We start from the raw sequence: 25,851 nt of genomic DNA, 5'->3' as shown, positions 1-25,851 counted from the left end.
GGATGTTAGGTGTTATTAGAGTATGGTCTTTGACAGTCCTTTTTCATGGCTGAGGGCTAGCAGATAATTTTTAGCGCTGCGCAAAACAAGGAGGCACCAATATTGAATCACTATTATACGAATGATCCTGATTTGGCCCATGATGAGCACAGCTTTGACTTTGAGCTAGGTGGGCATTCGCTCCGCTTTACCAGCGATAATGGCGTATTTTCGAAACACACGGTGGATTTTGGCAGTCGGGTTTTGATCGCAACCTTACTGGCAGAAGAATTGCCAACGGGACCGATACTTGATGTTGGAACGGGTTACGGGCCGATTGGTCTTGCTTTGGCGAAGCACTTTCCTGATCGCCAAGTAACGATGAGTGATGTGAATGAACGTGCACTTGCTTTGGCACAGCGCAATGCAACGGATAACGCTATCAGCAACGTCACGATTGTCGAAAGTTCCATGTATGATCAGATAGATGGCCAATTTGGCGTGATTGTGACGAATCCGCCGATTCGTGCTGGTAAAACCATCGTTTCCGGTATTCTTGCCGGCGCTGCCGAGCATTTGTTGCCGCATGGTCAGTTATATGCGGTGATTCAAAAGAAACAAGGTGCGCCATCTGCATTGAAACTGATGAAAACAATTTATCAAGATGCCAGCATTGTAAAAAAGGAACACGGGTACTATATTCTTAAAGCGACAAAATAAGTGTTTTTATACTAGGCGTGGTACACTCAGGTCAGGACAGAAAGGAGCAATATGACATGACAAAATCGAAATATCTCGCATTAGGTGGTGCAGTGGCCGCTGCCGCAATCGCAGCAGGGGCATTTGTGTGTGCCAAAAGCTTGACTGAATATTTTGAACGGCAGCACCAACGGCGTCAGGTTGAAGGCTTCGTGAAGAAGATTTTTGGCGACAGTGATCGGGTTCAAACCGTTTTAGATAAATTGAGCGATGATGATGTTGCCAGTCTGCTCCGGGTTAGCGACAAGCTGCGCAGTCTAAAGGACAGTGCTAGCGAATATGCCGGATCGGCTCGCGACCAAGGCATGGCAGCCATTGATCGCTTAAAGGCAGCACTGAGTCACTAGTCGTTAGTTTAGCGACATGTGGCTACCGCACGTCAGGTAAATAAACTGGCTGCGTGATCAAAATAGCCGTCCATGAGGATTTTCCTGATGGACGGCTATTTATTGGCATCAGAATGATAAAACAAGGAGTGCTTGGCAATCATGGACGAACACGACATCAATCAATTTATGGATGCGGCTCTAACCGAGGCCAAAAAAGCCGCTGCAATCGGCGAAGTGCCGATTGGCGCAGTGATCGTCCATCAAGGCGAGATTATCGGCCGTGGTTATAATCTGCGTGAAACGACTCAAGACGCGACGCATCATGCCGAGATGCTGGCGATTCAGGCCGCATGCAAAACGCTTGGTACATGGCGGCTGGAAGATTGCAGCTTATTTGTCACGGTAGAACCATGTCCAATGTGTGCCGGCGCTATGATCAATGCGCGCGTGGCGACGTGTTACTTTGGTGCCACTGATCCTAAAGCAGGCGTTGCTGGCACTTTTTATAATTTATTGGCGGACACCCGCTTTAATCATCAAGTTGCTGTGGTCAGCGGCATCAAAGCCGATGAGAGCGCCACGTTGCTGCAAACGTTTTTCCGAACGATCCGGGCCAAAAGAAAAGCCGCCAAGCGGGCTGGTCAAACCAGTGAGAATCAGTTATAATGAAAACTGCCGAAAGGCCTTAAGGCAATGATGGCTTTCCGAATCGTGTCAGGTCCGGAAGGAAGCAGCACTAAGGTAGGTTCGTCATGTGCCTTTTGTTATTGAGAAATTGACCGGTCGCTTGTAATTGGAGCGGCCGTTTTTGTTGTCGCAGATTCTGTCTACTCATGAGGCAGCTATGGTAAACTAGAACACAGCGAATATTTCACTAAGAGGAGCGTGAACGGGCGCGTTTAGTCACCGGAGCATAAGCGGGTTCAGGGGTGATGGCTGGTTTTTGGCCATTGCACCTGAGGCCTTTATGAGCAGGTGACTGCGCCAGCAAACGTGTTTAAAGGAGGCGGCACGGTGAGTTATCAAGCGTTATATCGGGTGTGGCGCCCGCAGCAATTTAAAGATGTGATTGGCCAAGAAGCCATCACCAAGACGCTGAAAAATGCGCTGATTACTGGCCAGACAAGCCACGCCTATCTTTTTACCGGCCCCCGCGGTACCGGTAAAACATCGGTCGCCAAGATTCTGGCAAAGGCATTGAACTGTCTACACTTGGAGGATGGTGAGCCAGATAATACTTGTGAAATTTGTCAGGCTATTAATAATGGCAGTTTGACCGATGTTATCGAAATTGATGCTGCTTCTAACAACGGCGTGGATGAGATTCGTGACATTCGGGACAAGGCAAAATATGCGCCAACACAAGCTCGCGTTAAAGTGTATATCATCGATGAAGTGCATATGTTATCGAGCGGGGCCTTCAATGCTCTGCTGAAAACGCTGGAAGAACCGCCGGCGCATGTGGTGTTTATTTTAGCCACGACGGAGCCACATAAAATCCCAGCAACGATTATTTCGCGAACACAACGATTTGATTTTCGCCGGATCACGCCGGAAGATATCGTTAAGCGAATGCGTTTTATTTTGGATGATAAGCAAATCACATACGACGATGCTGCGTTGAAAGTGATTGCCAAAGCAGCTGAAGGCGGCATGCGGGATGCCTTATCGATTCTTGATCAAGTGTTGAGTTTTGGCGATAATCACGTCACAACGGAAGATGCACTTGATGTCACAGGCGGTGTGACTACTGCTGTTTTGGGCAAGTATTTAGCCGCGGTCCTCGCCAAGGATCATGCGCAGGCATTGAAAATGATCGAGGATTTGTTAGCGTCAGGTAAAGATGCTGGGCGGTTAATCGAAGATCTGATTGAATACTTGCGGGATCTGTTGGTTAATCAACAAGCACCGACACTCTTGGGTGATTTAGAAAAAAGCTTACTTGATGATCAATTCAAAATTCTGAGCGAGAACTTCAAGCCAGAGCAGATCTACCACATGATTGACGTGTTGAATAGCACGCAGCAACAACTGCGGATGACCAATCATCCGGAAATTTATCTAGAAGTGGCAACGGTTCGATTAAGCGAAACGACAACGCCACAGGTTACGGCAGCACCAGCACAGGCAGAAAATCCGCAATTTGAAAAATTGACGGCAAAAGTCAAACAGCTGAGTGATCAACTGAAACGGGTCGAGGCGAACGGCGGCACCATTCCGCCACCAACCAGAACCCGGAAACATGTGAAGGCCAAAGCCAACCATGTCAATCGTAAAGCTATTTATCCGATTTTAGGTGCCGCAACCAAACAGGACCTGACCAATTTAAAGGATGTTTGGCCGAATCTGCTGGGTCTGCTTAGTATCACGAAACGCGCCATGATGAAAGTCAGTGAACCGGTTGCTGCCAGTCCTAACGGTGTGATCGTGAGTTTCGATTATGATATCTACGTTGAACGCGCCATGAATGATGCCGCGCTGATGACGGAATTGGAAAGTGGTCTGCAAAAATTAACCGGCAAGCAGCCAAAAATTGTTTTGGTTCAAAGTGATGTCTGGCCAACCATTCGACAAGATTATATTCAAGAATTGAAGGCCCCTGAAAACAAGGAACAGAAAGCTGACACTAAACCGCAGATACCGCCAGTTGTTAGCAAATTAACAGAACTATTTGGTAAAGATGCACCTAACGTAACAATCAAAAATGACTAGAAAAGGATGATGAAACATGCGTGGAATGGGTAATATGCAAGGCATGATGAAGCAGATGCAGAAAATGCAAAAGGAAATGCAGGCAGCACAAAAGGAACTGTATGCAACGGAATTTGAAGGCAAGTCAGCTTCCGATATGGTCACCGTTAAGTTTACCGGTGAAAAGATCATGAAAGACATTCAAATCAAACCAGAAGCCATCGATCCAGACGATCCGGACATGCTCCAAGACCTGATTATCGAAGCGGTTAATCAAGCCATGGGAACCATTGATAAGGAAACTCAAGATAAGATGGGCAAGTATACACGCGGATTGCCAATGTAACAACAGAGCGCAAAAAGGCGCGGTTAGAAACCGGAGTGTAAGCGGCCTTGAACCAAAAGGGCTGGGGCTTTGGCCCTTTTGGTTCAAGGTCCTTACATGGAGGTTTCTGCGCCTTTTTGCGCGTTTCGGAGAACAACAATGGACCACAAGTATCATCAAGAAGTCTTCACCGCATAAACCGAACTTTTACAACAACCCAAGTTCGCACCCAAAGTTTCAGCAACATAAGCAAATAAGCATCATTTTGAAACCAAAGCTGTTCTCATGACAGCAAAGATCATCACTCAGTACGTTTTCACAACAAGAGGGGACACTATGCAATATCCAGAACCGATCAGTAAATTGATCGACAGTTATATGCGCCTCCCGGGTATCGGGGCAAAAACCGCAACACGGCTGGCTTTTTACACCATTGATATGAATAAGGACGATGTGACGGCGTTCGCTAAAAGTCTTGTCGCGGCAAAAGAGGATCTGCATTATTGTTCCATTTGTGGCAACATTACCGATGAGGATCCGTGTGCTATTTGTCGCGATAAAAGTCGCGACCAAAGCACGATATTGGTCGTTGAACAACCTAAAGACGTCATGAGCATTGATCGGGCTCAGGATTATCATGGCTTGTATCATGTATTACATGGCGTTTTATCACCAATCGAAGGCCGCGGTCCTGAAGATCTGAATATTGAGAGTTTGTTAAAACGGCTTAAGGCAAATAAGGCAGTCAAAGAAGTCATTATCGCCACTAATGCCACGCCTGAAGGTGAAGCCACCGCCCAATACCTGGCTCGGCTGATTAAACCAGCTGGTATTAAGGTCACTCGCTTAGCCCATGGGCTGTCGGTCGGCAGTGATATTGAGTATGCTGATGAAATGACCTTGATGAAGGCGGTTGAAGGAAGGACTGAGCTGTAATGTTTGGACGCAAACAGGTAAAGGTCAAGGAAGAAAAAGACGAAGAATTAATGATGCTCGTCTATCGCGTCCGCGACCAGATGGCGGCACAACGCAAGCTCGTTGCTACTTTTCGAGAAGTCGACGAACAAACCAAAGCGCAAGTAGCCTTACAGACAGGCCTATTCGACTTTCTCTACCGCGAAGCGCGCACCCGCCAAATCAAGGGCGAACTTGTGGCCCGAGTGGCTGCGGAGCAAATTGCGGAGTATAGAGATTTATAGAGCGCAAAAAAGCGCGGTTAGAAACCGGAATGTAAGTGGCCTTGAACCAAAAGGGCTGGGTTTTGGCTCTTTTGGTTCAAAGTCCTTACACGGAGGTTTCTGCGCTTTTTTGTGCGGTTCAGAGAGTCGTGAAGGGGTAACAGAGCTTTTCCACGTACCAACAAGAGAACGTTCAACGCGCCAATCATTTGCTACGCCGAGTGGCATCTTTTTTCGCCTTCCTAGGAGGCATGCAAAAACCTCAATGCCAAGCATAACTCATTCACCATTAGGGCATCGTGCAGCTACCCGATACCAATCAACATTCACTAAAGCGGCAAATGCCCATGACTGCTATTTCAGGATCATGGCATTTGCCGCTTTTTTGCATATGTATAACGACTTATTAGTCTCGTGAATTTGCAGATAAGTTTTTAATTGTGAAACATATCAAGTAAAATGGACTTAATTCCAAAAAGAGCGTGAACTGGTGCGGTTAGAAACCGGAACATAAGCAGGCTTGCGCGTGATGGCCGCACTTTGGTCATTGCGACCAAGGTCCTTATGTGTAGGTTTCTGCACCAGAGATCGCGTTTAGAGAAGGAGCGGCATATAGTGACAGGCACATTTATCACATTCGAAGGTCCAGACGGTGCAGGCAAGACCAGCGTTTTGAAGACGTTGATCCCGCAACTCGAACAGCACGTGCGGGTGCCATTGCATTTGACCAGAGAACCAGGCGGCGCAAAGATTTCCGAGACCATTCGCGAGGTCATTCTCGACCCTGCCAACACTGCTATGGATGCGCGGACTGAAGCACTTTTATACGCGGCGTCGCGTCGACAGCATTTGGTTGAAGTGATTCAACCAGCGTTAGCACAAGGCGACATTGTTGTCTGTGATCGATTTGTCGACAGTTCAGTTGCCTATCAAGGTGGTGGTCGAGAAATTGGGCCAGATGCCGTTTTGAAAATGAACCAATTTGCCACTGCAGGACTGGAGCCGGCTTTGACATTGTATCTAGATGTGCCAGTTCAGGTGGGACTTGACCGTATCAAGTCCCATCAAAACGAGCGTCAATATGATCGACTTGATCAGGAAAGTCTGGCTTTTCATGAACGCGTTCATGATGCATACATGACACTGATAGTGGATAATCCTCAGCGAATCGTGTCGATTGATGCAACTGAGCCGCTGGAAAAGGTTGTTGCCGCTTGTTTTCAGACCATTACTCGTCGTTTTCCGGAACTATTTAACTAAGTGATAACCGTCATCGCGGTCAAGGAGGGCACGCATGAAATTAATTCTCGCAATTGTTCAAGATAAAGATAGCAACTTGCTTAGCAGTCAATTTATTGATGCTAATATCCAGGCAACTAAATTATCAACGACTGGTGGCTTTTTAAAAGCCGGTAATACAACCTTCATTATCGGGATTGCTGACGATCGGGTCGATGAAGTTCTGAAGATTATCAAAGAGACTTCCCAAACCCGCCAACAATTCATGACACCGCCAGTCAATCTTGACGCCACGTCTGACAGTTCGATGGCCTATCCGGTTGAGGTTCAAGTCGGCGGTGCCACCGTCTTTGTCCTACCGATCGAAGCCTTTCATCGCTTCTGATGACCAAGTTTTTAATTGATTCGCTTCAGCCTAAACTCGTGGCTCAGTTTGCGCGAATCATTGACCGCAAGCAATTGGCACAGTCGTATTTGTTTGTGGGGCCAAAAGGGGCTGGCAAGCTGGCCTTGGCTGAGTGGATCGCCTTGCGCCTATTTTGCCAAAATGTGCAGGATGGTGCGCCATGTGGTCAGTGTCCTGAGTGCGAGCGAATTTTGAATCATAACCACCCAGATGTGATGGTGGTCAAAACAGAAACGCAAAGCATCAAGGTTGACGATATTCGCGGGTTGAAGCAAGAAATGAGCAAAACCGGGGTCGAAGGCAATCAACGTGTGTTTGTTGTTGAAGATGCTGATAAAATGACAGCAGGTGCGGCAAACTCCTTATTGAAATTTTTTGAGGAACCAGTGCCTGGGATGACCGTGATTTTGACCGCAACCTCGAAAAATCAACTTTTACCGACCATTTTGTCGCGGGCGCAGGTTATTACATTCCAAAGCCCTGATCGCTCTGCCGTGATTGCAAAGCTAGAAGAAGGCGGAGCAACCTCGCAAATGGCACGAGTCGCAGGCCGATTGACTGGCAATGTGGCTGATGCGCAGGCCTTGTTGGCGTCTGCAACATTTCAAGACCGGGTGACGAAGGTTTTCCAGTTACTGGAGCGTTTGGCGGATCACGATCCGGAAAGTTTTGTTCGGGTGCAGACGCAACTGCTGCCGATTGCTAAAGATGCTGATAGTCAGCGTCAAGTGTTGGCGCTGATCGGCTTGGCCTATGCTGATGCATTGAATCAACATTTTCAGGTAACATCAATGCAACAACTGGACTTGCCGGCGATCGGCGTCTTGGCTCAGCGATCAAGTGAGCAACTAACCACGGCGCTGCAGGCTATTTTAACGGCGCAGGTGCGATTGAGCCAGAATGTTACGTTTCAATCCGCAACAGAACAGTTAATGCTTAAACTATTAGAAGGGTGATCTTGTGGAAAAGAAAGAATTATATGATGGCTTCTTGACCCTTGAAAAACATGCCCAGCAGATGCTCAGAGAAATCGCCGCTATGAAGGACGATATGGCAGAAACGCTTGAACGCAATGCTGAACTTGAGATCGAAAACAAGCATTTGCGTCAACATTTGGCAGAATTAGAAAAAGATGACAATAAAACCAGTGATGGTGGGGTTGAATTGTCTAAGTCGAAGCAAAATCTTGAAAGTCTGTATAATGAAGGCTTCCATGTTTGCCCGATGTTCTATGGCCAGCGCCGGGTCAATGATGAGCCATGCGCTTTTTGTACTGAGATTATTTACGGGGAGAATTGACTTGGAGCAACAACGAAGCTTCGGTTCACATACAACAGGCACACTTTATCTGGTGCCAACGCCGATTGGCAACTTGGGCGATATGACAATTCGTGCGATTGAAATTCTGAAAACAGTTGATTTGATTGCAGCAGAAGACACGCGGCACACGCAAATGTTACTAAATCATTTTGAGATTAAAACTAAAACGATTTCGTTTCATGAACATAACACACAGATGCGCATTCCTGAGCTGTTGGCTAAGTTGGCAAACGGCGAGACGATTGCTCAAGTCAGCGATGCCGGTATGCCGTCGATTTCTGATCCAGGCAAGGAATTGGTACGCGCAGCCATTGATGCCGGTGTGCCAGTGGTGCCATTGCCAGGAGCCAACGCCGCGACAACTGCGCTGATTGCTTCCGGCTTGCCGCCGCAGCCGTTTTTGTTCTACGGCTTTTTACCGCGTAAAGCTGGGGAGAAAAATCGCGAATTGGAGAAGTTAGCCCATGAATCAGCCACCTTGCTTTTTTATGAAAGCCCACATCGGGTTGGCAAAACGCTGGCAGCAATGCAGACTGCTTTTGGTGATCGACAGGCGGCTTTGGCCCGTGAGTTGACGAAAAAATTCGAAACCTTCATTCGCGGTTCATTGTCGGCATTACAAACTTATGCCACTGGTGACCTAAAAGGCGAGTTTGTGATTATGGTAGAAGGTGCGGCTGATAAGCCAGCAGTTGATGTGACGGTGCCTTTAAAAATGCAAGTTGAGGCAATTGTTGCCACTGGTGCCGAACCAAATGCAGCGATTAAATTAGTCGCCAAACAAAATGGCTTAGCGAAGCAAGTGGTGTATGATGCTTATCATGAGTTGGAAAAATAAGCAAAGCGTGAGATCTGGTGCGTTTAGAAACAGTCTTATGCGAAGCCAACCGGATTCTGTGCCAGCAAGTGTGATTTAAGGAGGAGTCATCCTAATGGGAAAGGTCTACGAAGATGATTACCGGATTCCCGGTTTTGCGGGTGATCGGTATGGTCGCGCCGGATTGGCAAATATGATGAATGTCATGTTAGAAATTTCGGAGCGCCAGTTAGAGACGTTGCATGCCGGGATGGATGCAATTAATGAATTTCAGGCTGGTTGGGTGATCACGCAGTATCATATGGATATTCAGCGGATGCCGCGAATTGAGGAACCATTGCGCGTGGGGACCGAGGCGACGACTTACAATAAATTCTTTACTTACCGGGATTATTGGATTGACGATGCGCAAGGGCAGCGCTTGGTAACAGTGAATAGCAACTGGGTCATCATGGATCTGCGCACCCGCAAAATTGTGGACGTGATTCCGGAACTGGTGGAGCGTGTCGGCGCGGTCAGTGATCGCAAAATCAAGCGATTTCCGCGGCTTAAAAAGATCACCACCCCAGATGGTCAAGAAGATTTTCATGTCCGCTATTTTGATATTGACAGTAACGGACACGTCAACAATGCTCATTACTTGGAATGGATGGAAAATAGTCTTGGCTATGATTTTTTGAGTACCCATACGTTACGCGGGGCGGATATTCGGTATGAACGTGAAGTCGCGTATGGCACGACGCCTGTTGCCCAATATCAGCATGATCCGGATGATCCCACCAAAACCTTGCACCGCGTCGTCACCGGCGAGCAGGTCAACGCAGAAGCGCAGATGATTTGGCAGGATTTTAAAGCATAGTAAAACGGCACTAAGCAAAAGTCTCTTTTTTGCTTAGTGCCGTTTTTGCGTTGCGGTCTTCGAAATCGAGGATAGTCCCAGCTATTTGTTAATTGTCAGCTAACAGCATTATCCACGAAGTCGGCTAGATCCTGCCCCTGTTTGCCGTCACTAAGGCCGACTTGCAACTTAATTCGTGCCTTTTGGCCATTCAAGCCTTGACAGAAAATGATGCCCATTTTCTTAAGTTGCACACCACCGCCTTCGTAATTGTAAACGGCTTGCGCAACACCATTAAAACAGCGGGAAACGAGAACAATCGGGATGTTGCGATCCAGCAGCCGTTGAATGGCAGGTAAGGTGGTCGGCGGTAGATTGCCGGCACCGAGCGCTTCAATCGTCAAGCCGTGGGTATCTTCAGGCAGTGCATCGAACAAGGTACCATCCATGCCAGCATATGCTTTGATGAGGAAGACCTTGTCGACGAGGTGATCAATCGCACAGATTTCTTGATTAATCAGTTCTTGAAAGAATCGGACGCCATCTTTGGTGACCAAACCGACTGGACCGAATGTTGGTGTTCGGAAAGTAGCCACGTTGGTCGTGTGCGTCTTGGTCACGAACCGAGCGGTATGAATTTCGTCATTCATGACAACGAGCGTTCCCTTATTGCGTGAGTCGTCGCTGGCAGCCGTTTTAATGGCGCTTTGAAGGTTCTCCAGACCATCGCTGCCGATTTCGTTACTAGAGCGCATAGCGCCTGTCACGACCACTGGCATCGCCGAATCAAGGGTCAGATCAAGAAAATAGGCGGTTTCTTCCAGCGTATCCGTCCCGTGAGTGATCACGACGCCATCGCTGCCTTCTTTTTCCGCTTGGCGGATGCGTTTAACGAGTTCTAGCATCCGTTCTGGGGTCATGTGCGGGGATGGGAGGTTGAAAATTTCTTCAGTGGTGAGTTCGACGTCAGCAGGGACAAAACTGTCAGCACCAAGTAACGGGTTATGTTGGCTGGGCATAATGTCACCTTCGCTATTTTCAGTCATCGAAATGGTACCACCCGTATGCAAAACGAGAATATGTTTAGTCACGGTCATATCTTCCTTTCAAACGTTGTCGCATTTCATTATACGGCTCTTTATGCAGCCGCGAACAGCTAAAGTCAATGGCGCGAACACCCATAATTAGGTGTAAAAAAACACTTCTAAAATGAAGTGTTGAGGGAATCCCTTTTCAGGGAGTATGAGCAACCAGAAAGATATGATTACGAGAATCTATTTTAGCGAATCAATCTGGCAGCTAACTTGGTAAAAACCAAGAAAATACCGAGAAAATCGTGAGATATTTTTCACGTCAATTTTCACCTGTGATCACAAAAAATGTGAATGCGAACATTTCGGGGGTTCCCTTTCCACAATTTTCGGTGTACGATATGTCTCGTGACAAAATCTAGGAGTAGGAACCTGCGCGTTAAGTGCTGCCGGAACGGAATGTGAACGGCAGACGAAGACATGTGTCGCGGTGCAGGTGCCGCATTCGCCTGATATTTAGGCGTCTCCGAAAAAAGGAGATTGCAGCTTATGCAAGTATTATCGTTTAGTAGTCCCAAGCTTTCCACCCGGAACATGGTGTATATGGCCATGTTGATGGCGATGCAAATCGTTCTGGGCCGTTTCTCGTTCGGAACCCCTTGGCTCAAGATTAGCCCAGCGTTCTTTGCCACGATCCTCATGGGATATTATTTTGGCCCATGGTTGGCGGCCGGCGCTGCTGCGCTGAACGATCAGTTGTCAATTATGATCTTCAGTCCGGGAGCCAATTTCCCGGGTTTTACCATCAGTGCAGCCATTGCGGCAATGCTTTACGGCATGTTTTTCCACGGCAAGAAGGTAACGGTTCTTCGGACATTGCTCGCTGTCGGCATGGTTTTGTTGATTAGCAATATCATTTTGACAACACTATGGTTAAACATCATGGGTACGCCATGGCAAGGCATTATCTGGCCGCGAACGATCAAGAACGTGGTCATGTTGCCAATCCAAACGGCACTGTCTTATGGAACGTTAAAAGCCATTGAGCGAATTCGTCCCCACCTTTGATTGATTTGCTATAAAAGCAAGCGCTTTGAACAAGCCAGTCATAGATCGTATTTTTACATTAAAAATAGCCCCAGACAGATTGACCTTCTGAATGCTTTCACGATGGTCGGCTTGTCTGGGGTTTTTAATTGTTGGCAATCTGCCATATCGAGTATGTGCCCCAAAGTGGTCAACATGAAACCTAACTGATAGAATAAGAAAACTCAAAAAAAAACAGAAGGGCTGGCTGCTATGTTTGCTGGATTAATCATTGTGGTTGTGTTGGCGTTGGTAGGGACAGGAATTTGGGCACTGCAACTGGAACGGCGAATCGTGACGATGCAATTAGCAACACACAAGATGATGTTTCCGAACCAGGTGCGCAGCGGACGCAAGACTTATATTCGTAATTTGTATCGTGAGAATACAATTGCAAAATGGGTGCGGCGATTGGGACTGATAGGCAGTATTGTTGGTGGCTTGGCGCTTGCATATGCCATTGGCAATCAGTTTTATAGCGAATTTGGTCAATTACCCATCATCGGCAACTTCTACGTCTTTCCAACTGACTATTTAACTGAACGTGATCATGCACTATGGGTGCTGGCCGTGGCTACCATGATTGCAGGTGTTGCTTGGTCATGGCTAGCCAAGTGGCTCCATGATGACTTGCTGGCGGCAAATAAAACAACCGGTGTTCAAAGCGCCACCGATCTCTACTGGACACCAGATGAGATCATTCATCAACGGTTATGGTTAAAAATCGCACTGCAAGGTTTACTCGTTGTTGGCAGTGTGCTCCTGCTCATTGCAGCAATGACAGGCATGCTACCGAATCCGGGAGAGGCTTGGTTTTAGGATTTGAGCATAAAAAGGGTTGAAGCTGTTTGTACGGGAATTCCCGAATAATGTAGGTTTAAATAATTGAATCATAAATGATAATGGTCTTTCTGGTTTTTGCTTTCCGGTAGAAAACAGAGAGTTGGCGGAGCGGCGATGGGCTCAGTGGTGAGATTGGTCTAAGCGGAGTGGTTTTCTCCGCTTAGACCAAGGCCAGACTTTGAAACCGCGCATTTTGCGGGTTCAAAGCTGTGCCCACCACTCTAGCTTCGCGGTCGCCACCCCGAATCGCCGCGGAGCCAACTCGGAGTACCGGAAACCCCAAAGCGTAGAATAGAATTGGTACCAGAGGCTCAGAGGCTTGTGTGTAAGTAACTCAGGGAGTGAAGGAAAAACAGTTATCGTTCAGCTCGGAGGTTTCTAAACGCGCCAGCTCACGCTCTTGATTGAAACGCGTTCGCCAGACCAGCAACCTGCGTGTAAGGACCCTGAACGCAATGGCCAAAGCGCGGCCATCACGTTCAGGCCCACTTACACTCCGGTTTCTGAGCGGTCTGGCTCACGCTCTTGACTGAAACGCGTTCGCTGGCGCAGCAACCTGCACATAAGGACCTAAAGCCTAAATGGTCCAAACCCGACCATTTAGGCTTTAGGCCGCTTATGTTCCGGTTTCTAAACGCGCCAGCTCACGCTCTGCTCTTATTTGTGATAGAATATTGCCATGATTATGCCATGAGAAGGGAGGGTCTATTGATGCGATTATTAGCGCTTGATACTTCAAACGAAGCGATGTCAGTTGCTGTGTTAGATAATGATAAGTTGTTGGCGCAGACGACGATTAATCGAAAACGGACGCATAGTGAGCAACTACTGCCAGCGATTGATGATTTAGTGGCTGCTAGTGGCCTGCAGCCGGAGGACTTGGATAAGATTATTGTCGCAGATGGACCGGGATCCTATACTGGCATTCGAATTGCCGTGACGACAGGGAAAACATTAGCTTACACATTGAACATTGCCCTAGCTGGCGTTTCCAGTTTGGCGGTGCTTGCCGCCAACATCACAGATACAAAAGCGATGATTGTGCCAATTATGAATGCGCGCCGCAACAATGTGTTTACAGGTGTCTACCAATGGAACAAGGGCCGGCTGATCAATGTGGTTACAGATCGGCACGTGCCATTAAAACTACTGCTCACTGAATTAGCCACTTTGCACCAGCCGGTGATCTTTGTCGGCAGTGATGCGGCTATGTTTCGGGCTCAGATTATTGAGACCTTGGGCGGATTAGCGCAATTTGCACCGAGTTGGCTAAACTTGCCACAAGCATTACGTTTGGGACAATTAGGGAAAGATCTGCCGCCTGTGTCTGTTTATGATTTTGTGCCGCGTTATCTGCGGCTGACCGAGGCGGAACACAACTGGTTGGAAGCACACCCCGGCAGAGGACATGATGTTTATGTTGAGAAAGTTTAAATCGTGGTTCGATCGCACGACACCTGATGAATTGAGCTTTAAGCCACAAACGATCACGGTTCGCAATAAAGAGTATTTACTGCGGCGTATGACAGAAGACGATGTCGATGCAGCATTAGCGATTGAGCGACGGATTTATCATGATACACCGTGGGATCGTTACGCTTTTTTCTCTGAGTTGCGTAAAGTTCGGCATTCGTTGTATTTGGCTGTTGAAGATGCCGGTCAGTTAGTCGCATTAATTGGCACCTGGTTTACCTTAAGTGAGGCCCATGTGACCAACATCGCAGTGGACCCAGCATACCAGCACATGGGTCTGGGACGTTTTTTGATGCAGTTCATGATTGGCCGGGCGATTGATTATGGCAGTCAAAAAATGACGCTTGAAGTGCGGACGAATAACGACATTGCTAAGCATCTGTATCGGTCGCTCGGTTTTCAGGACGGGAAAATTAAAAAAGGTTATTATGTCAGCAATCACGATGATGCACTCGATATGTATCGGCCATTGCCGTAATCGATCATTATCGTCGTTGTAGAGGAGAACAATGTGGCAGCAAGGGAATTAATTTTAGCGTTTGAAAGCAGCTGCGACGAAACCAGTGTGGCTGTCGTTGAAAATGGTGACACAATCTTATCGAACATCATCGCCACACAAATTAAAAGTCATCAACGATTTGGCGGTGTTGTTCCGGAGGTAGCCAGTCGTCATCATGTGGAACAAATTACGTTGGTTACAGATGCAGCGTTGAAAGAAGCGGGCGTCACTTATGATGATTTGACTGCGGTGGCAGTCACATACGGCCCAGGGCTAGTAGGCGCATTGTTAATTGGGGTGACGGCTGCCAAAACCATTGCCTACGCTCATCATTTACCATTAATTCCGGTTAATCACATGGCAGGCCACATTTATGCCGCCCGTTTTGTGAAGCCGCTTGCGTATCCATTACTGGCACTGGCGGTTTCAGGCGGTCATACTGAGTTGGTTTATATGCGATCAGCTGGGGAATTCGAAATCATCGGCGATACACGTGATGATGCCGCCGGTGAGGCTTACGATAAAGTTGGTCGGATTCTGGGCATTCCATATCCGGCCGGTAAAGAAGTTGATCGGTTGGCACATCTTGGTCAAGACACTTTCCATTTTCCACGGGCGATGGATAAAGAAGACAATCTTGACTTTAGCTTCAGTGGCTTGAAATCGGCTGTTATCAACACGGTTCATCACGCCCATCAGTTAGGCCAAGAGCTCAGTCGAGAAGATCTAGCCGCTAGTTTTCAAGCGGCGGTTGTCGATGTTTTGGTTCACAAAACGCAAAAGGCACTGCATCAGTATCCGGTTAAACAACTCATTGTGGCCGGTGGTGTTGCAGCCAATCAAGGGCTTAAAGAAGCCATGAACGAAACCTTGGCTGTGAATTTTCCAGATGTCGATGTGATTGTGCCGCCACTTCGCTTGACGGGTGATAATGGCGCAATGATTGGCGCAGCTGCTCATATTGAATGGGCGAAGCAGCATCTTGCTTCAGAAAGCTTGAATGCTGATCCAGGATTGAGCTTTACCCACGCTTCATAATAAATGCAAGGCCGACAGCGATTTCGTTGACGCCGCCTAACTGTTTTGGTTAGACTTATCTTATAGATAAGTTTGTTAACGAAAGGATGATTCCCATGGCTGAAAAAACGATTATGTTGGTCTGTTCCGCCGGTATGTCAACCTCAATGCTGGTACAACGGATGAAAAAAGCAGCAGAGGCAGATGGCCTTGATGTTGATGTTTTCGCAACGGCAGCAGCAGATGCTGATAATAAACTTGCATCTGAACCCGTATCTGTCCTGATGCTCGGACCGCAAGTACGCTTTATGGAAAGTCAGTTTGCCGCTAAAGTTGCTGGTACTAATATTCCTATGGCCGTTATCGACATGCGAGCCTATGGGATGATGGACGGTGAAAAGGTTTTGCGGCAAGCCTTGGCGTTGATTGATGAGAAGGCTTCGAGTAAGTAGACAACAAAAATGGTGTTGGAACATCATTGACAGTTAACAATAGGCGAATGATTTTTCCGTAAAAGGAAAATCATTCGCCTATTATTTTCTCGGAGATGTTTTTTAAGGCTCAAAGATACCAGTGCCAAGGCGGAGCAATCGTAGGCCAGATGGGCTCGAAGCGCCGTCACAGCTCTAGCTACGCGTCGCCACCCCATCTGGCCGGAGATTGCGGAGTTTGGCACGACCAAGGACCATCTTTGGCCTAACCTATTTTGAATTTAAAGAACAGCAGTTTTAATTGTTATCAGCGTGCATATCTTCCAGTTGAATGCCCTTTTCTTCCCAAGCGTCTTCAACTTTAGCTGTTTGTTTTTGAACTGTTTCGAGTTCTGTCTGCAGTGTTTGCATTTTGACATAATCACTGAGGACGTCTGGTGCAGTCATCGCTTTTTGAATTTTGACCTCTTGTTGGCTAAGATCTTGAAGTTGCTGCTCTAAATCATCCACTTCCCGCTGAAGTTTGCGTTCAGCGCGGGCGTCTTCTTTGGACTGCTGGTAAGAGGTCGCACCAGCAGTTTCAGTTTTTGCCGTTGGCTGAGCAGCAGCTGCGGCGGCTGCTTCTGCCTGAGTTTCGGTGAGTTTTTCTTGATAGTAATCCCAGTTGCCCAGATAAGTAGTGCTGCCGGTCGGGGCAATAGCGACCACATTTGTTGCCAACTCGTTGATGAAGTACCGGTCATGCGAAACAAATAAGACAGTCCCGCTGAAGTCTTTTAAGGCCTGTTCTAGGACTTCTTTGCTGTTGATGTCCAAATGGTTGGTCGGTTCATCAAGCACTAAGAAATTATCGTGTTTCAACGCTAATTTAGTGAGTTCCAGCCGCGCTTTTTGGCCGCCAGATAAGGCACTGACCGGTTTTTGAATGTCGTCCGCCAAAAAAAGGAAGGCCGCGAGCACGGACCGGACATCCTTTTCAGGCATCATCGGCTGATCGTCCCAGATTTCGTCAATGACAGTGTTTTTAGGGTTAAGCTGTTGAATTTCCTGATCGTAATAGCCTACGTCGACATTGGCGCCAAACTTGGCATCTCCTTTAAGAAAAGGAATTTTTCCCAAAACACTTTTCAGTAAAGTAGATTTACCGACACCATTTGGTCCGATGATCGCAATTCGGTCAAACTTATTCACTTGAAAGTCAATCGGGCCAGCCATGGGTTTGTCCGGCTCATAACCAACTGTCGCCTGCTCGACTTTTAAAACTTCATTACCGCTTGGTCGCGTTGGGGTAAAGTTAAAATGCACCGTCTTATTATCGCCAGCAGGTTTTTCAAGCACATCCATTTTTTCTAATTGTTTACGTCGAGCTTGAGCCTGTTTGGTGGTGCTAGCGCGGACAATATTCTTGTCGACAAAATCCTGCAGTTTGGCAATTTCTTCCTGCTGCTTATTGTAAGCCTTCCAAGCTTGAGCTTGACGATCAGCTTTTTGCTTGAGATAGCCGCTATAGTTAGTTTTGTAATGTGTCGCGTGGTGATGATCTAATTCATAGATCTCAGTGACCACGTGATCGAGGAAATATTGGTCATGACTGACAGTTAAAATAGCGCCCGGATAGGTTTTTAAGTACCCTTCAAGCCAACTCAAGGTTTCAATGTCAAGATGGTTGGTGGGTTCGTCAAGGATGATCAAGTCGTGTTTTTCGAGTAGCAGCTTCGCCAGCGCCAATCGAGACCGCTCACCGCCAGATAAAGTGCCAACCGGCTTGTCATAAGTCGTTTCGCCGAACTGAAAACCATGTAAAACGGAACGAATTTCGGCTTCATAGCCATAACCATTTTGTACGTTAAAGTCATGTTGCAATTGATCGTATTGTTTCATCGTTGCCGCAAAAGCTTCTTTGTCGGCGATGAGTTGCGGATCACCGAGTTTAACTTCTAAGTCATGTATTTGCCGAGCCATCGCTTGTAATGGTGCAAAGACCGTCAGCATTTCTTTAAAAATCGTTTTGTCAGAATCAAGTCCTGAATTCTGTGCTAAATAACCAATTGACAGGTTCTTCATGGTTGTGACCTGACCAGCATCGGGTGGGGCAATACCAGTCAGGATCTCCAGCAGGGTCGTCTTGCCAATGCCGTTGGGCCCGACTAAGCCAATGCGCGCGCCGTTTTGAATTTCTAAGTTGACGTTAGCAAATAATTCATTGCCGTTAAAACTGCGGCCAACTTGTTGCGCCTGCAAAATGATCACAGGGATACCTTCTTTCACAATAATCGTTAGAACCTAATATACCATAGTTTCGTTCATCGGCGCGCGTTCCCCGATGGTCCCTGGATAATAAAAAATTTGCTTGTGAAGATGTATCCGCTTGCCTTCACACTATAAACCAGCTAATATAAGCAAGAGATACTATGTTGGACAGTTCACATGTTCTGCGTGGGAATACTTCTACAGGAGGCTTGCTTATATGGCGGAAACAATCATCCCCAAAGCAACGGCAAAACGCCTGCCCGTGTACTACCGTTATCTGAATTTTCTAGCCAATTCCGGAACAACCAAGATCAGTTCGACTGAATTGTCGGACGCAGTGAAGGTTGATTCGGCAACTATTCGGCGTGATTTTTCATACTTTGGTGCATTGGGTAAACGCGGTTACGGCTATGATGTCGTCGATCTACTTAATTTCTTTAAAAAGATTCTGAATCAGGATCGGTTAACCAATGTCGGGTTAGTCGGTGTCGGCAATCTTGGTCACGCGCTGTTGAATTACAACTTTCGGCAGGCAAACAACATTCGGATTAGTGCTGGCTTTGATATTAATCCCGAATTAGCTGGTACCATCCAAAGCGGTGTCCCAATCTATCCCATGGATGAAATGATCAAACAGATCAAGGATCAGCAAATCGAAATTGTGATTTTGACGGTGCCGATTGATGCTGCGCAACACATTACGGATGATTTGGTTAAAGCAGGGATCAAGGGCATCATGAACTTCACCCCGATTCGCATCTCTGTACCAAGTTATGTTCGCGTGCAAAACGTTGACCTAGCAACAGAATTACAGACGCTCATTTATTTCTTGGAGCATTACGGGCCGACTTTAAAAGAACCAGAAGCATAATTTGTCGAAAACGCCGCTAGTCGGCGTTTTTTGTTTGGAAAAAACGTGAGAGCAAGTCGTTCGATAAGACTTGCTCTTTTCGCTTGCCTTTTTAAGTGTACTACGTATAATAGTACACATAATACGAAAGGGGGCGTGGTCATGGCGACTGATCCGTATGCCCATTTGGCTTACTACGAGCGCCTTGTGTTGCAAATTAAAGCACAAGTGGTGCAAGGCGTGTTGCTGCCAGGTGACAAATTGCCATCGGTGCGAGAGATGGCAAAACAAGAGCAGCTCAATCCCAACACGATTGCAAAGGCCTATAAGCAGCTTGAAGCAGATGGCGTGATCTATGTTGAGCCAGGACGCGGCTCGTTCATTGCCGAACCGTTAAGGCAGGCCAATACAAAAGATATTGCGGCATTTCGGCCTAAATTTGATGCCTTAGTGGTTGAAGCGCAGAGTTTGGGAATCAGCATTCCCATTCTGCAGGCATGGCTCAATGAGAAGGAGGGACAAGCATGAGTTTAACGATCACAAAATTGCAAAAAAAGATTGCCGATCAGGCTGTACTGAATAACATCACATTTTCCTTATCACTAGGGCAGGTGGTCGGGCTTGTCGGGCCTAACGGTATTGGGAAAACGACCATCTTCCGAACAGTGACGCATCAATATCGTGCGGACGGGGGCACCATTGAGTTGGATGAACAGGACTTGACCGACCATCCGGAACAACGCGAAAATCTTTTTTACCTTGATAATCAACATCTCTTCTTCCGTAAATACCGGCTGGATAAAATCGCCGGCGATTATCAATTGCTCTATGCGACGTTTGATCAAGCGCGGTTTATGGCGCTGATCGAAAAGTTCGGCCTGCAAGGATCACAACGTTTTCAGAGTCTTTCAAAAGGTTACCAGGCATTGGTGATGGTGGCGTTGGCGCTGGCGAGCGGGGCACCGTATGTTTTTCTGGATGAACCATTTGATGGGTTGGATTTGCTGATTCGCGAGCGGATTGTCAATTTGGTGGTAGATGCTGTTGCTGATGGTAAACGAACCTTTCTCATCGCCTCACATAATCTAGTCGAATTAGACGGCTTGTCAGATCGCGTTTTGTTCGTTAAAGCCGGTCGGATCAGTCAGGACTTGACGCTAGAGGACGTCAGACAGCAGGCGATCAAGCTGCAGTTAGTTTTCAAAACCAAGGCGATTCCTGATGTGATCAAGGAACAAGGTCGGATTCTGACCATTCGTGGACGCGTGATCGAAGCGGTTTTCCCGCATTTCACACCTGAAGTCAAGGCCGCGATTGCCGCCGAAGAACCCGTGCTGAATGAGAGCTTGCCGTTATCGCTATCTGATTTATTTAAAGTTGAGTTTCGCGCCAAAAACGCGGAGGTGAAATAAATGGGTGAAGATCGTTTATTGAAACTGGTAAGATCGCGACATAAAGTTTTGTTGCGGGTGATGGTAGTCTTTGCACTGTTGCTGTCAGCGGTGAATTTGGGTCAAAGCATACAAAACTATCATAACGAGCAAAAATACGTCATGGACTTAGCGCAGTTTGAAGAAAGTAAACAAGAGGCCAAGAAAAATCATCTTACTTTTTATAACAATAAAAGTTATGAAGAGTATCGGGAAGACCAGCGTCATCTTTTTATTCCAAATCAAAAAGGGCAACTTTTGTCTGACCTTATTAGTGGTCGCTTTTTCACGGTTGTCTCGTATTTGATTCCGCTAATAGTCGGTTTAGCAATAGCCAGTATTGACCAAGCGAGTGGTTTTAATGCAGCCATTTTCAGTAGTGGGTTTCGCCGAAGAAGGGTATTTGCAACACGTTATTGGTATGGTTTTCTGAGTCTTCTTGGTGTGATGATGCTTGGCTCAGGGATCACCATCATAGGTTATTATGTTGCCATTCCTGCTATGTATGTCGGATTGAGTGGGATGAATCTTTTAGGTGTTTTGCTCATGAATATAGCGGTTGTTAGTTTCATGTATACAATCGGCACCGCCATTGGTACGATTTTCGCGTCACCGTTTTGGATGGGGGTCTTCGGGCTGTTCGGTACGTGGTTTGGGGCAACTGCAGCAGATCGACTGATCTATTCAACGATGCGTTCGAATCCAGTCCGGTTATCAGGCAACAACTTATTTTTTGCCTACTTTATTGCCGCGATGGTTATCAGTATTATCGGCTATTTTGCGACGAGATGGTTATTTGCCCACATTTCGCTGGAAAATGCGGGCAATGTTCTCTTACTGCCAAAATTACGCTGGGTGGTCATGATATATGCATTGGCTGTCATACCATACGGGCTTGGTCAGTGGCTGTTAAACAATGAGCTGCTTTCTTATACCGTTTCAATCATAGCCATTCTTGCTCTTGGTTTCTGGTGGTGGTATCGGGAACGACCCCAGAAGAAACTTGCTTGAAGCTTGAATTTAAGCGCAAAAACACCCGCAGACAGTGAAATCTGCGGGTGTTTTTGAATGATCAATCATACGGGGTAAAGATAATGTAGTTTTGGTCCGTGGTTGCCTTAAAGTCAAACTGCGTGTTCTTCGCATTTTGTTTTGTCTCTTCATTGCTGATGGTTTCGGTTTGCAGCCCCAGAGCTGTCCGAAGTTTGTTGGAGATTCGTTGCATCTCAGCGTCGGAAGCAATCTGGTAAGCACCATCGCCGACCCATGCGTTGACACCTTGCAAATGATCAGTCGAAACTGTTTTTGCGGCGTCACGGTAATTCAAGAAAATACTTTGCATATCATCAAAACTCATATTCGTGGCAATATTTTTTGAGATAGTGTCCATGAGCTTGGTAAAATTGCCAAGTGATCCAACAGAAATTGCTTTTTTGAGAATGGCCTTGATGACTTGTTGCTGCCGCTTCTGTCGGCCATAATCGCCCTCTGGGTCAGAGTGACGCATCCGTGAATATGCCAACGCCATATTGCCATTGAGATGCATGGGGCCTTTCGTGAACTTCTGGTTGCCAGTGTATGGATCCTGAAAGGAAAACGGTACGACGACATCAATACCGCCGACAGCATTGACGACTTTTTCAAGCGCCCCCATGTTGATTGTTAGGTAGTAAGAAATCGGGACATTGACCAGCTTGGAAACAGTGTTGATCGCCATGTCCGAACCGCCAACGTTGTACGCGGCATTGATCTTCTGCATGTTGAATTCCTTTGTGCCAATTAACTCTGCAGCGGTGTCACGCGGGATACTGACCATGGTTGTTTTCTTGGTTTTAGGATTAACGACAGCAACAATCATGGTATCAGAGTTGCCTTTTTCAATCCGACCATCAGCACCAGTATCGACGCCTAGTAGCAAAACGGCGAACGGCTTCTTGTTAGCAATGTCGGTACTGACATGTTTGGTCGCATGATATGTATTATTGATGGCATATTTTGCCTGACTGTATAACCGCAAGGCATACGCACCTGTTGTGAACAGACCAACCACAACGATTAGGCTGATCAATTTGCCCCAGCGAAAACGCCTCGGCTTCTGTTGTTGTTGGCGGCGATTAGAACGGGTCTCCATGTTTGAACTGCTCCTTCACAAAATCATTATTTCTATTATAAGGGATGAAAGCAGGGGTCAAGGTTAATATTCGATTACGATTATAGGGTGTGGGCGAGATAGTAAAGCCAAACCACCCACAAAGATCCAAGGCGGGCGATAATAGCCGTGCTGACTGCGCCAGTGTGTCGATAATCATATGCAAGAACAAGTCCAACCAATGTGGCGCTTAACCAGTGTCCGCCCGGTTGCGTTAAAGCAAACAGGAGACTAGTGATCAAGGCACCGCCAAAGATACCGGTGACATTCACAAGATTACCGAATAGAACTTTGCGATAGGTTAGCTCTTCCAACACAGGAATAGCCAATCCGATCACTAGGAAATACCACGGATTAGTTGCCATACTGGACAGCTGCTGATGAATTAGGCTGCTAGTTTGCGGTATTTTGAATAAAAATGTTTCTAGCCATGAACCCACAAGCTGAGCGACCAAAACGCCAACGATACCGATTAGTCCCCAGAAAACCCGTTGTTGTGGGGCGGCAACCCCAGGTTCTTCGATGGCGTTGGCAATGACTAACTGTCGCTCACTGAAACCAGCGGCAATCATCGCCAGCACACTGATCACAGTAGCAAGACCTAAGCTGATTCGGCCAACGGGTAAGATTTGGAAAATCAGCAAGTTACCAATCAGCGCCACTAAATAGGCACCAATAATGGAAAGTCCATGTTTTTGTAGTGACATAAAGAGCTCCTTTAAAAAAATGTCTGGAATAAGTATAACATTCCACGGTTTGGGGTTGCATTCAACCGCAAAACTCGTTATAGTTACTTCTGTAGTTAGCACTTAGACATAACGAGTGCTAAATCAAAAAATGTAATGTGGAGGGATTGCCTTGTTAAAACCATTAGGAGATCGCGTGATTGTCGAGGTCGTTGAAGAAGAGGAGCAGACAGTTGGCGGCATCGTTTTAGCCAACAACGCAAAACAAAAGCCGCAAACCGGCAAAGTTGTTGCAGTAGGTGAAGGCGCTTTGACACCAGAAGGCAAGCGTTTGCCAATGGCCGTCAAAGTTGGCGATACTGTATTATACGACAAATACGCCGGCTCTGAAGTGAAGTATGAAGGTCAAGACTACCTTGTATTGCATGAAAAAGACATCATGGCAATTGCGTAACTAAATAATCGATCAATTTTGAGGTGAATAAAAACAATGGCAAAAGAAATTAAATTCTCTGAAGACGCACGTGCTGCAATGCTGCGCGGCGTTGATCAGTTGGCAAACACAGTTAAGACAACCTTAGGACCAAAAGGCCGCAACGTTGTTTTGGACAAGAGCTATGGCTCACCGGAAATTACCAATGACGGTGTCACAATTGCGAAGTCCATTGACTTGGAAGATCACTACGAAAACATGGGCGCCAAGTTGGTTGCCGAAGTTGCTTCCAAGACAAATGACATTGCTGGTGATGGTACCACAACCGCAACGGTTTTGGCACAAAGTATTATCCGCGAAGGCATGAAGAACGTTACAGCCGGTGCTAATCCTGTTGGCATTCGCACAGGGATTGAAAAAGCAACTAAGGCTGCCGTTGACGAATTGCACAAGATTAGCCACAAAGTTAATGGTAAGAAAGAAATCGCGCAGGTTGCGTCCGTTTCTTCCTCAAATACAGAAGTTGGTAGTCTGATTGCTGACGCCATGGAAAAAGTTGGCCACGATGGTGTGATTACCATTGAAGAAAGCAAAGGGATTGACACTGAACTCTCTGTTGTTGAAGGGATGCAGTTTGATCGCGGCTATCTGAGCCAATACATGGTCACCGATAATGATAAGATGGAAGCTGACCTTGACGATCCTTATATCTTGATCACCGACAAAAAGATTTCCAATATTCAGGACATTTTGCCGCTGTTACAAGAAATCGTTCAACAAGGTAAGGCACTGTTGATCATTGCTGATGACGTTGCTGGTGAAGCATTGCCAACCTTAGTTCTGAACAAGATTCGTGGTACCTTCAATGTTGTTGCGGTTAAGGCCCCTGGCTTTGGTGATCGGCGTAAGGCTCAACTTGAAGATATCGCTACCTTGACTGGTGGTACCGTGATCAGTTCTGACCTTGGCTTGGATCTTAAAGACACCAAGCTTGAACAATTGGGTCGTGCCGGCAAGGTAACGGTTACCAAGGACAACACCACGATTGTTGATGGCGCTGGCTCTAAGGATGCCATTGCTGAACGGGTTAATATCATCAAGAAGCAAATTGATGACACGACCAGTGACTTTGACCGTGAAAAGTTGCAAGAGCGTTTGGCTAAGTTAGCTGGCGGTGTTGCGGTTGTCAAGGTTGGTGCCGCTACTGAAACTGAATTGAAGGAACGCAAGTATCGGATCGAAGATGCTTTGAATGCGACCCGTGCCGCGGTTGAAGAAGGTTATGTTGCTGGCGGCGGTACAGCTCTGGTAGATGTTTTGCCTGCAGTTGCTGCTTTGAAAGAAGAAGGCGACGTTCAAACCGGGATCAACATCGTGCTACGTGCGCTTGAGGAACCTGTTCGCCAGATTGCTGAGAACGCCGGCAAAGAAGGTTCTGTCATCGTTGAACAGCTGAAGAAGGAAAAGCAAGGCGTTGGTTACAATGCCGCTACTGATGAATGGGAAGATATGGCTAAGTCAGGTATTATTGACCCAACCAAAGTGACCCGTTCTGCATTGCAAAACGCCGCTTCCGTTGCTGCTTTGATGCTGACGACTGAAGCCGTTGTTGCTGACAAGCCAGATCCAAATGCAAATAATAATGCTGCCGCTGGTGCTAACCCAGCAGCAGGCATGGGCGGTATGATGTAATTTCTGCCTATTCGTTCAACAAAAGCACTGGCTTATGCGCCGGTGCTTTTGTTGTTTACATAGTGTGCTTTTCAAGTTTTCAAGGTCACTTTATGAAGTT

At 46.9% G+C, this 25,851-nt stretch carries 29 protein-coding genes, 1 other RNA gene and 1 riboswitch; of the genes, 26 read left to right on the top strand and 4 right to left on the bottom strand.

What is annotated here, in order from left to right:
- Positions 1–102 precede the first annotated feature (102 nt).
- The 14 genes from ACWPAB_RS10770 (at position 103) to ACWPAB_RS10705 (ending at position 9,902) form a co-directional block, all read left to right on the top strand.
- Positions 103–699 carry a class I SAM-dependent methyltransferase gene (locus ACWPAB_RS10770; RefSeq protein ID WP_004469704.1) on the top strand — a complete coding sequence of 199 codons (597 nt, stop codon included), beginning with the start codon at positions 103–105 and terminating at the stop codon, positions 697–699.
- A gap of 56 nt (positions 700–755) precedes the next feature.
- Positions 756–1,085 carry a hypothetical protein gene (locus tag ACWPAB_RS10765; RefSeq protein ID WP_003567111.1) on the top strand — a complete coding sequence of 110 codons (330 nt, stop codon included), beginning with the start codon at positions 756–758 and terminating at the stop codon, positions 1,083–1,085.
- A 141-nt stretch (positions 1,086–1,226) separates the two neighbouring features.
- Positions 1,227–1,733: a tRNA adenosine(34) deaminase TadA gene (gene tadA / locus ACWPAB_RS10760; RefSeq protein WP_016382158.1), complete on the top strand. Its 507-nt coding sequence runs from the start codon at positions 1,227–1,229 to the stop codon at positions 1,731–1,733.
- Positions 1,734–1,749: 16 nt separating this feature from the next.
- Positions 1,750–1,836: signal recognition particle sRNA small type (gene ffs / locus ACWPAB_RS10755), an RNA gene on the top strand.
- Between the two features lie 245 nt (positions 1,837–2,081).
- Positions 2,082–3,779, top strand: coding sequence for a DNA polymerase III subunit gamma/tau (dnaX, locus tag ACWPAB_RS10750; RefSeq protein ID WP_003567107.1), 1,698 nt, complete (start codon positions 2,082–2,084; stop codon positions 3,777–3,779).
- 16 nt (positions 3,780–3,795) lie between these two features.
- Complete coding sequence (locus tag ACWPAB_RS10745; protein ID WP_003567105.1) at positions 3,796–4,104, top strand: YbaB/EbfC family nucleoid-associated protein; 309 nt, start codon at positions 3,796–3,798, stop codon at positions 4,102–4,104.
- Between the two features lie 315 nt (positions 4,105–4,419).
- The gene (recR, locus tag ACWPAB_RS10740) at positions 4,420–5,019 is read left to right on the top strand and encodes a recombination mediator RecR (RefSeq protein WP_003567101.1); all 600 of its coding nucleotides are present in this window, start codon (positions 4,420–4,422) and stop codon (positions 5,017–5,019) included.
- Positions 5,019–5,282: a YaaL family protein gene (locus ACWPAB_RS10735; protein ID WP_003567100.1), complete on the top strand. Its 264-nt coding sequence runs from the start codon at positions 5,019–5,021 to the stop codon at positions 5,280–5,282. The genes recR and ACWPAB_RS10735 overlap by 1 nt, the downstream gene beginning before the upstream one ends.
- Before the next feature lie 594 nt (positions 5,283–5,876).
- On the top strand, positions 5,877–6,521 hold the full coding sequence (tmk, locus tag ACWPAB_RS10730) for a dTMP kinase (protein ID WP_003580656.1): 645 nt from the start codon (positions 5,877–5,879) through the stop codon (positions 6,519–6,521).
- A gap of 34 nt (positions 6,522–6,555) precedes the next feature.
- Positions 6,556–6,885 (top strand): cyclic-di-AMP receptor, encoded by a 330-nt coding sequence (locus ACWPAB_RS10725; protein ID WP_003567098.1) that lies wholly within the window; start codon positions 6,556–6,558, stop codon positions 6,883–6,885.
- Positions 6,885–7,862, top strand: a complete 978-nt coding sequence (gene holB, locus ACWPAB_RS10720; protein WP_003588621.1) for a DNA polymerase III subunit delta' — start codon at positions 6,885–6,887, stop codon at positions 7,860–7,862. The genes ACWPAB_RS10725 and holB overlap by 1 nt, the downstream gene beginning before the upstream one ends.
- A gap of 4 nt (positions 7,863–7,866) precedes the next feature.
- Entirely contained in the window at positions 7,867–8,205 is a 339-nt protein-coding gene (locus ACWPAB_RS10715; protein WP_003567092.1) for a DNA replication initiation control protein YabA, read from the top strand.
- A 1-nt stretch (position 8,206) separates the two neighbouring features.
- Positions 8,207–9,064: a 16S rRNA (cytidine(1402)-2'-O)-methyltransferase gene (gene rsmI, locus ACWPAB_RS10710; protein ID WP_016382159.1), complete on the top strand. Its 858-nt coding sequence runs from the start codon at positions 8,207–8,209 to the stop codon at positions 9,062–9,064.
- Positions 9,065–9,158: 94 nt separating this feature from the next.
- Positions 9,159–9,902 (top strand): acyl-[acyl-carrier-protein] thioesterase, encoded by a 744-nt coding sequence (locus tag ACWPAB_RS10705; RefSeq protein WP_003567089.1) that lies wholly within the window; start codon positions 9,159–9,161, stop codon positions 9,900–9,902.
- Between the two features lie 95 nt (positions 9,903–9,997).
- Here ACWPAB_RS10705 and ACWPAB_RS10700 read toward each other — a convergent pair whose 3' ends face one another.
- Complete coding sequence (locus tag ACWPAB_RS10700) at positions 9,998–10,978, bottom strand: asparaginase (protein WP_003567083.1); 981 nt, start codon at positions 10,976–10,978, stop codon at positions 9,998–10,000.
- A 352-nt stretch (positions 10,979–11,330) separates the two neighbouring features.
- Positions 11,331–11,425, top strand: a riboswitch (THF riboswitch).
- Between the two features lie 36 nt (positions 11,426–11,461).
- On the opposite strand from ACWPAB_RS10700, the gene ACWPAB_RS10695 reads away from it, so the two are divergent.
- The 6 genes from ACWPAB_RS10695 (at position 11,462) to ACWPAB_RS10670 (ending at position 16,282) form a co-directional block, all read left to right on the top strand.
- Positions 11,462–11,980, top strand: coding sequence for a folate family ECF transporter S component (locus ACWPAB_RS10695; protein WP_003567081.1), 519 nt, complete (start codon positions 11,462–11,464; stop codon positions 11,978–11,980).
- Positions 11,981–12,211: 231 nt separating this feature from the next.
- Positions 12,212–12,817: a hypothetical protein gene (locus ACWPAB_RS10690; RefSeq protein WP_076665368.1), complete on the top strand. Its 606-nt coding sequence runs from the start codon at positions 12,212–12,214 to the stop codon at positions 12,815–12,817.
- A 735-nt stretch (positions 12,818–13,552) separates the two neighbouring features.
- A complete protein-coding gene (gene tsaB / locus ACWPAB_RS10685) occupies positions 13,553–14,275 on the top strand; it encodes a tRNA (adenosine(37)-N6)-threonylcarbamoyltransferase complex dimerization subunit type 1 TsaB (RefSeq protein ID WP_003567077.1) in 723 nt (240 codons plus the stop codon).
- Positions 14,259–14,792, top strand: a complete 534-nt coding sequence (rimI, locus tag ACWPAB_RS10680; RefSeq protein WP_003567075.1) for a ribosomal protein S18-alanine N-acetyltransferase — start codon at positions 14,259–14,261, stop codon at positions 14,790–14,792. The genes tsaB and rimI overlap by 17 nt, the downstream gene beginning before the upstream one ends.
- Before the next feature lie 33 nt (positions 14,793–14,825).
- A complete protein-coding gene (tsaD, locus tag ACWPAB_RS10675) occupies positions 14,826–15,851 on the top strand; it encodes a tRNA (adenosine(37)-N6)-threonylcarbamoyltransferase complex transferase subunit TsaD (RefSeq protein ID WP_003567073.1) in 1,026 nt (341 codons plus the stop codon).
- A gap of 95 nt (positions 15,852–15,946) precedes the next feature.
- A complete protein-coding gene (locus ACWPAB_RS10670) occupies positions 15,947–16,282 on the top strand; it encodes a PTS sugar transporter subunit IIB (protein ID WP_003567071.1) in 336 nt (111 codons plus the stop codon).
- Between the two features lie 276 nt (positions 16,283–16,558).
- On the opposite strand, the gene ACWPAB_RS10665 is transcribed toward ACWPAB_RS10670, so the two are convergent.
- Complete coding sequence (locus tag ACWPAB_RS10665) at positions 16,559–18,511, bottom strand: ABC-F family ATP-binding cassette domain-containing protein (RefSeq protein ID WP_016382171.1); 1,953 nt, start codon at positions 18,509–18,511, stop codon at positions 16,559–16,561.
- A 217-nt stretch (positions 18,512–18,728) separates the two neighbouring features.
- Here ACWPAB_RS10665 and ACWPAB_RS10660 point away from each other — a divergent pair, with 217 nt between their 5' ends.
- The 4 genes from ACWPAB_RS10660 to ACWPAB_RS10645 all read left to right on the top strand — a co-directional run bounded on the left by ACWPAB_RS10660 (position 18,729) and on the right by ACWPAB_RS10645 (position 21,802).
- Complete coding sequence (locus ACWPAB_RS10660) at positions 18,729–19,382, top strand: redox-sensing transcriptional repressor Rex (protein ID WP_003567066.1); 654 nt, start codon at positions 18,729–18,731, stop codon at positions 19,380–19,382.
- 141 nt (positions 19,383–19,523) lie between these two features.
- Positions 19,524–19,889, top strand: coding sequence for a GntR family transcriptional regulator (locus ACWPAB_RS10655; protein ID WP_003567064.1), 366 nt, complete (start codon positions 19,524–19,526; stop codon positions 19,887–19,889).
- On the top strand, positions 19,886–20,773 hold the full coding sequence (locus ACWPAB_RS10650; protein ID WP_016382172.1) for an ATP-binding cassette domain-containing protein: 888 nt from the start codon (positions 19,886–19,888) through the stop codon (positions 20,771–20,773). Before ACWPAB_RS10655 ends, ACWPAB_RS10650 begins: the two co-directional genes overlap by 4 nt.
- Positions 20,774–21,802 carry a hypothetical protein gene (locus tag ACWPAB_RS10645; RefSeq protein ID WP_016382173.1) on the top strand — a complete coding sequence of 343 codons (1,029 nt, stop codon included), beginning with the start codon at positions 20,774–20,776 and terminating at the stop codon, positions 21,800–21,802.
- Positions 21,803–21,863: 61 nt separating this feature from the next.
- On the opposite strand, the gene ACWPAB_RS10640 is transcribed toward ACWPAB_RS10645, so the two are convergent.
- Together ACWPAB_RS10640 and ACWPAB_RS10635 are read right to left on the bottom strand one after the other, a co-directional pair.
- Positions 21,864–22,922 carry an LCP family protein gene (locus tag ACWPAB_RS10640; protein ID WP_003571272.1) on the bottom strand — a complete coding sequence of 353 codons (1,059 nt, stop codon included), beginning with the start codon at positions 22,920–22,922 and terminating at the stop codon, positions 21,864–21,866.
- Positions 22,923–23,002: 80 nt separating this feature from the next.
- Complete coding sequence (locus ACWPAB_RS10635; protein ID WP_016382174.1) at positions 23,003–23,647, bottom strand: CPBP family intramembrane glutamic endopeptidase; 645 nt, start codon at positions 23,645–23,647, stop codon at positions 23,003–23,005.
- Between the two features lie 151 nt (positions 23,648–23,798).
- On the opposite strand from ACWPAB_RS10635, the gene groES reads away from it, so the two are divergent.
- Together groES and groL are read left to right on the top strand one after the other, a co-directional pair.
- Positions 23,799–24,080 (top strand): co-chaperone GroES, encoded by a 282-nt coding sequence (gene groES, locus ACWPAB_RS10630; RefSeq protein WP_003567052.1) that lies wholly within the window; start codon positions 23,799–23,801, stop codon positions 24,078–24,080.
- A 36-nt stretch (positions 24,081–24,116) separates the two neighbouring features.
- A complete protein-coding gene (gene groL, locus ACWPAB_RS10625; protein ID WP_003567042.1) occupies positions 24,117–25,751 on the top strand; it encodes a chaperonin GroEL in 1,635 nt (544 codons plus the stop codon).
- The last annotated feature ends 100 nt before the right edge of the window (positions 25,752–25,851 follow it).

Source organism: Lacticaseibacillus sp. 30 (genome assembly GCF_053819265.1).
The sequence above is the reverse complement of the archived record's forward strand: the minus strand, read 5'-3'. Positions and strand labels throughout refer to the sequence as shown.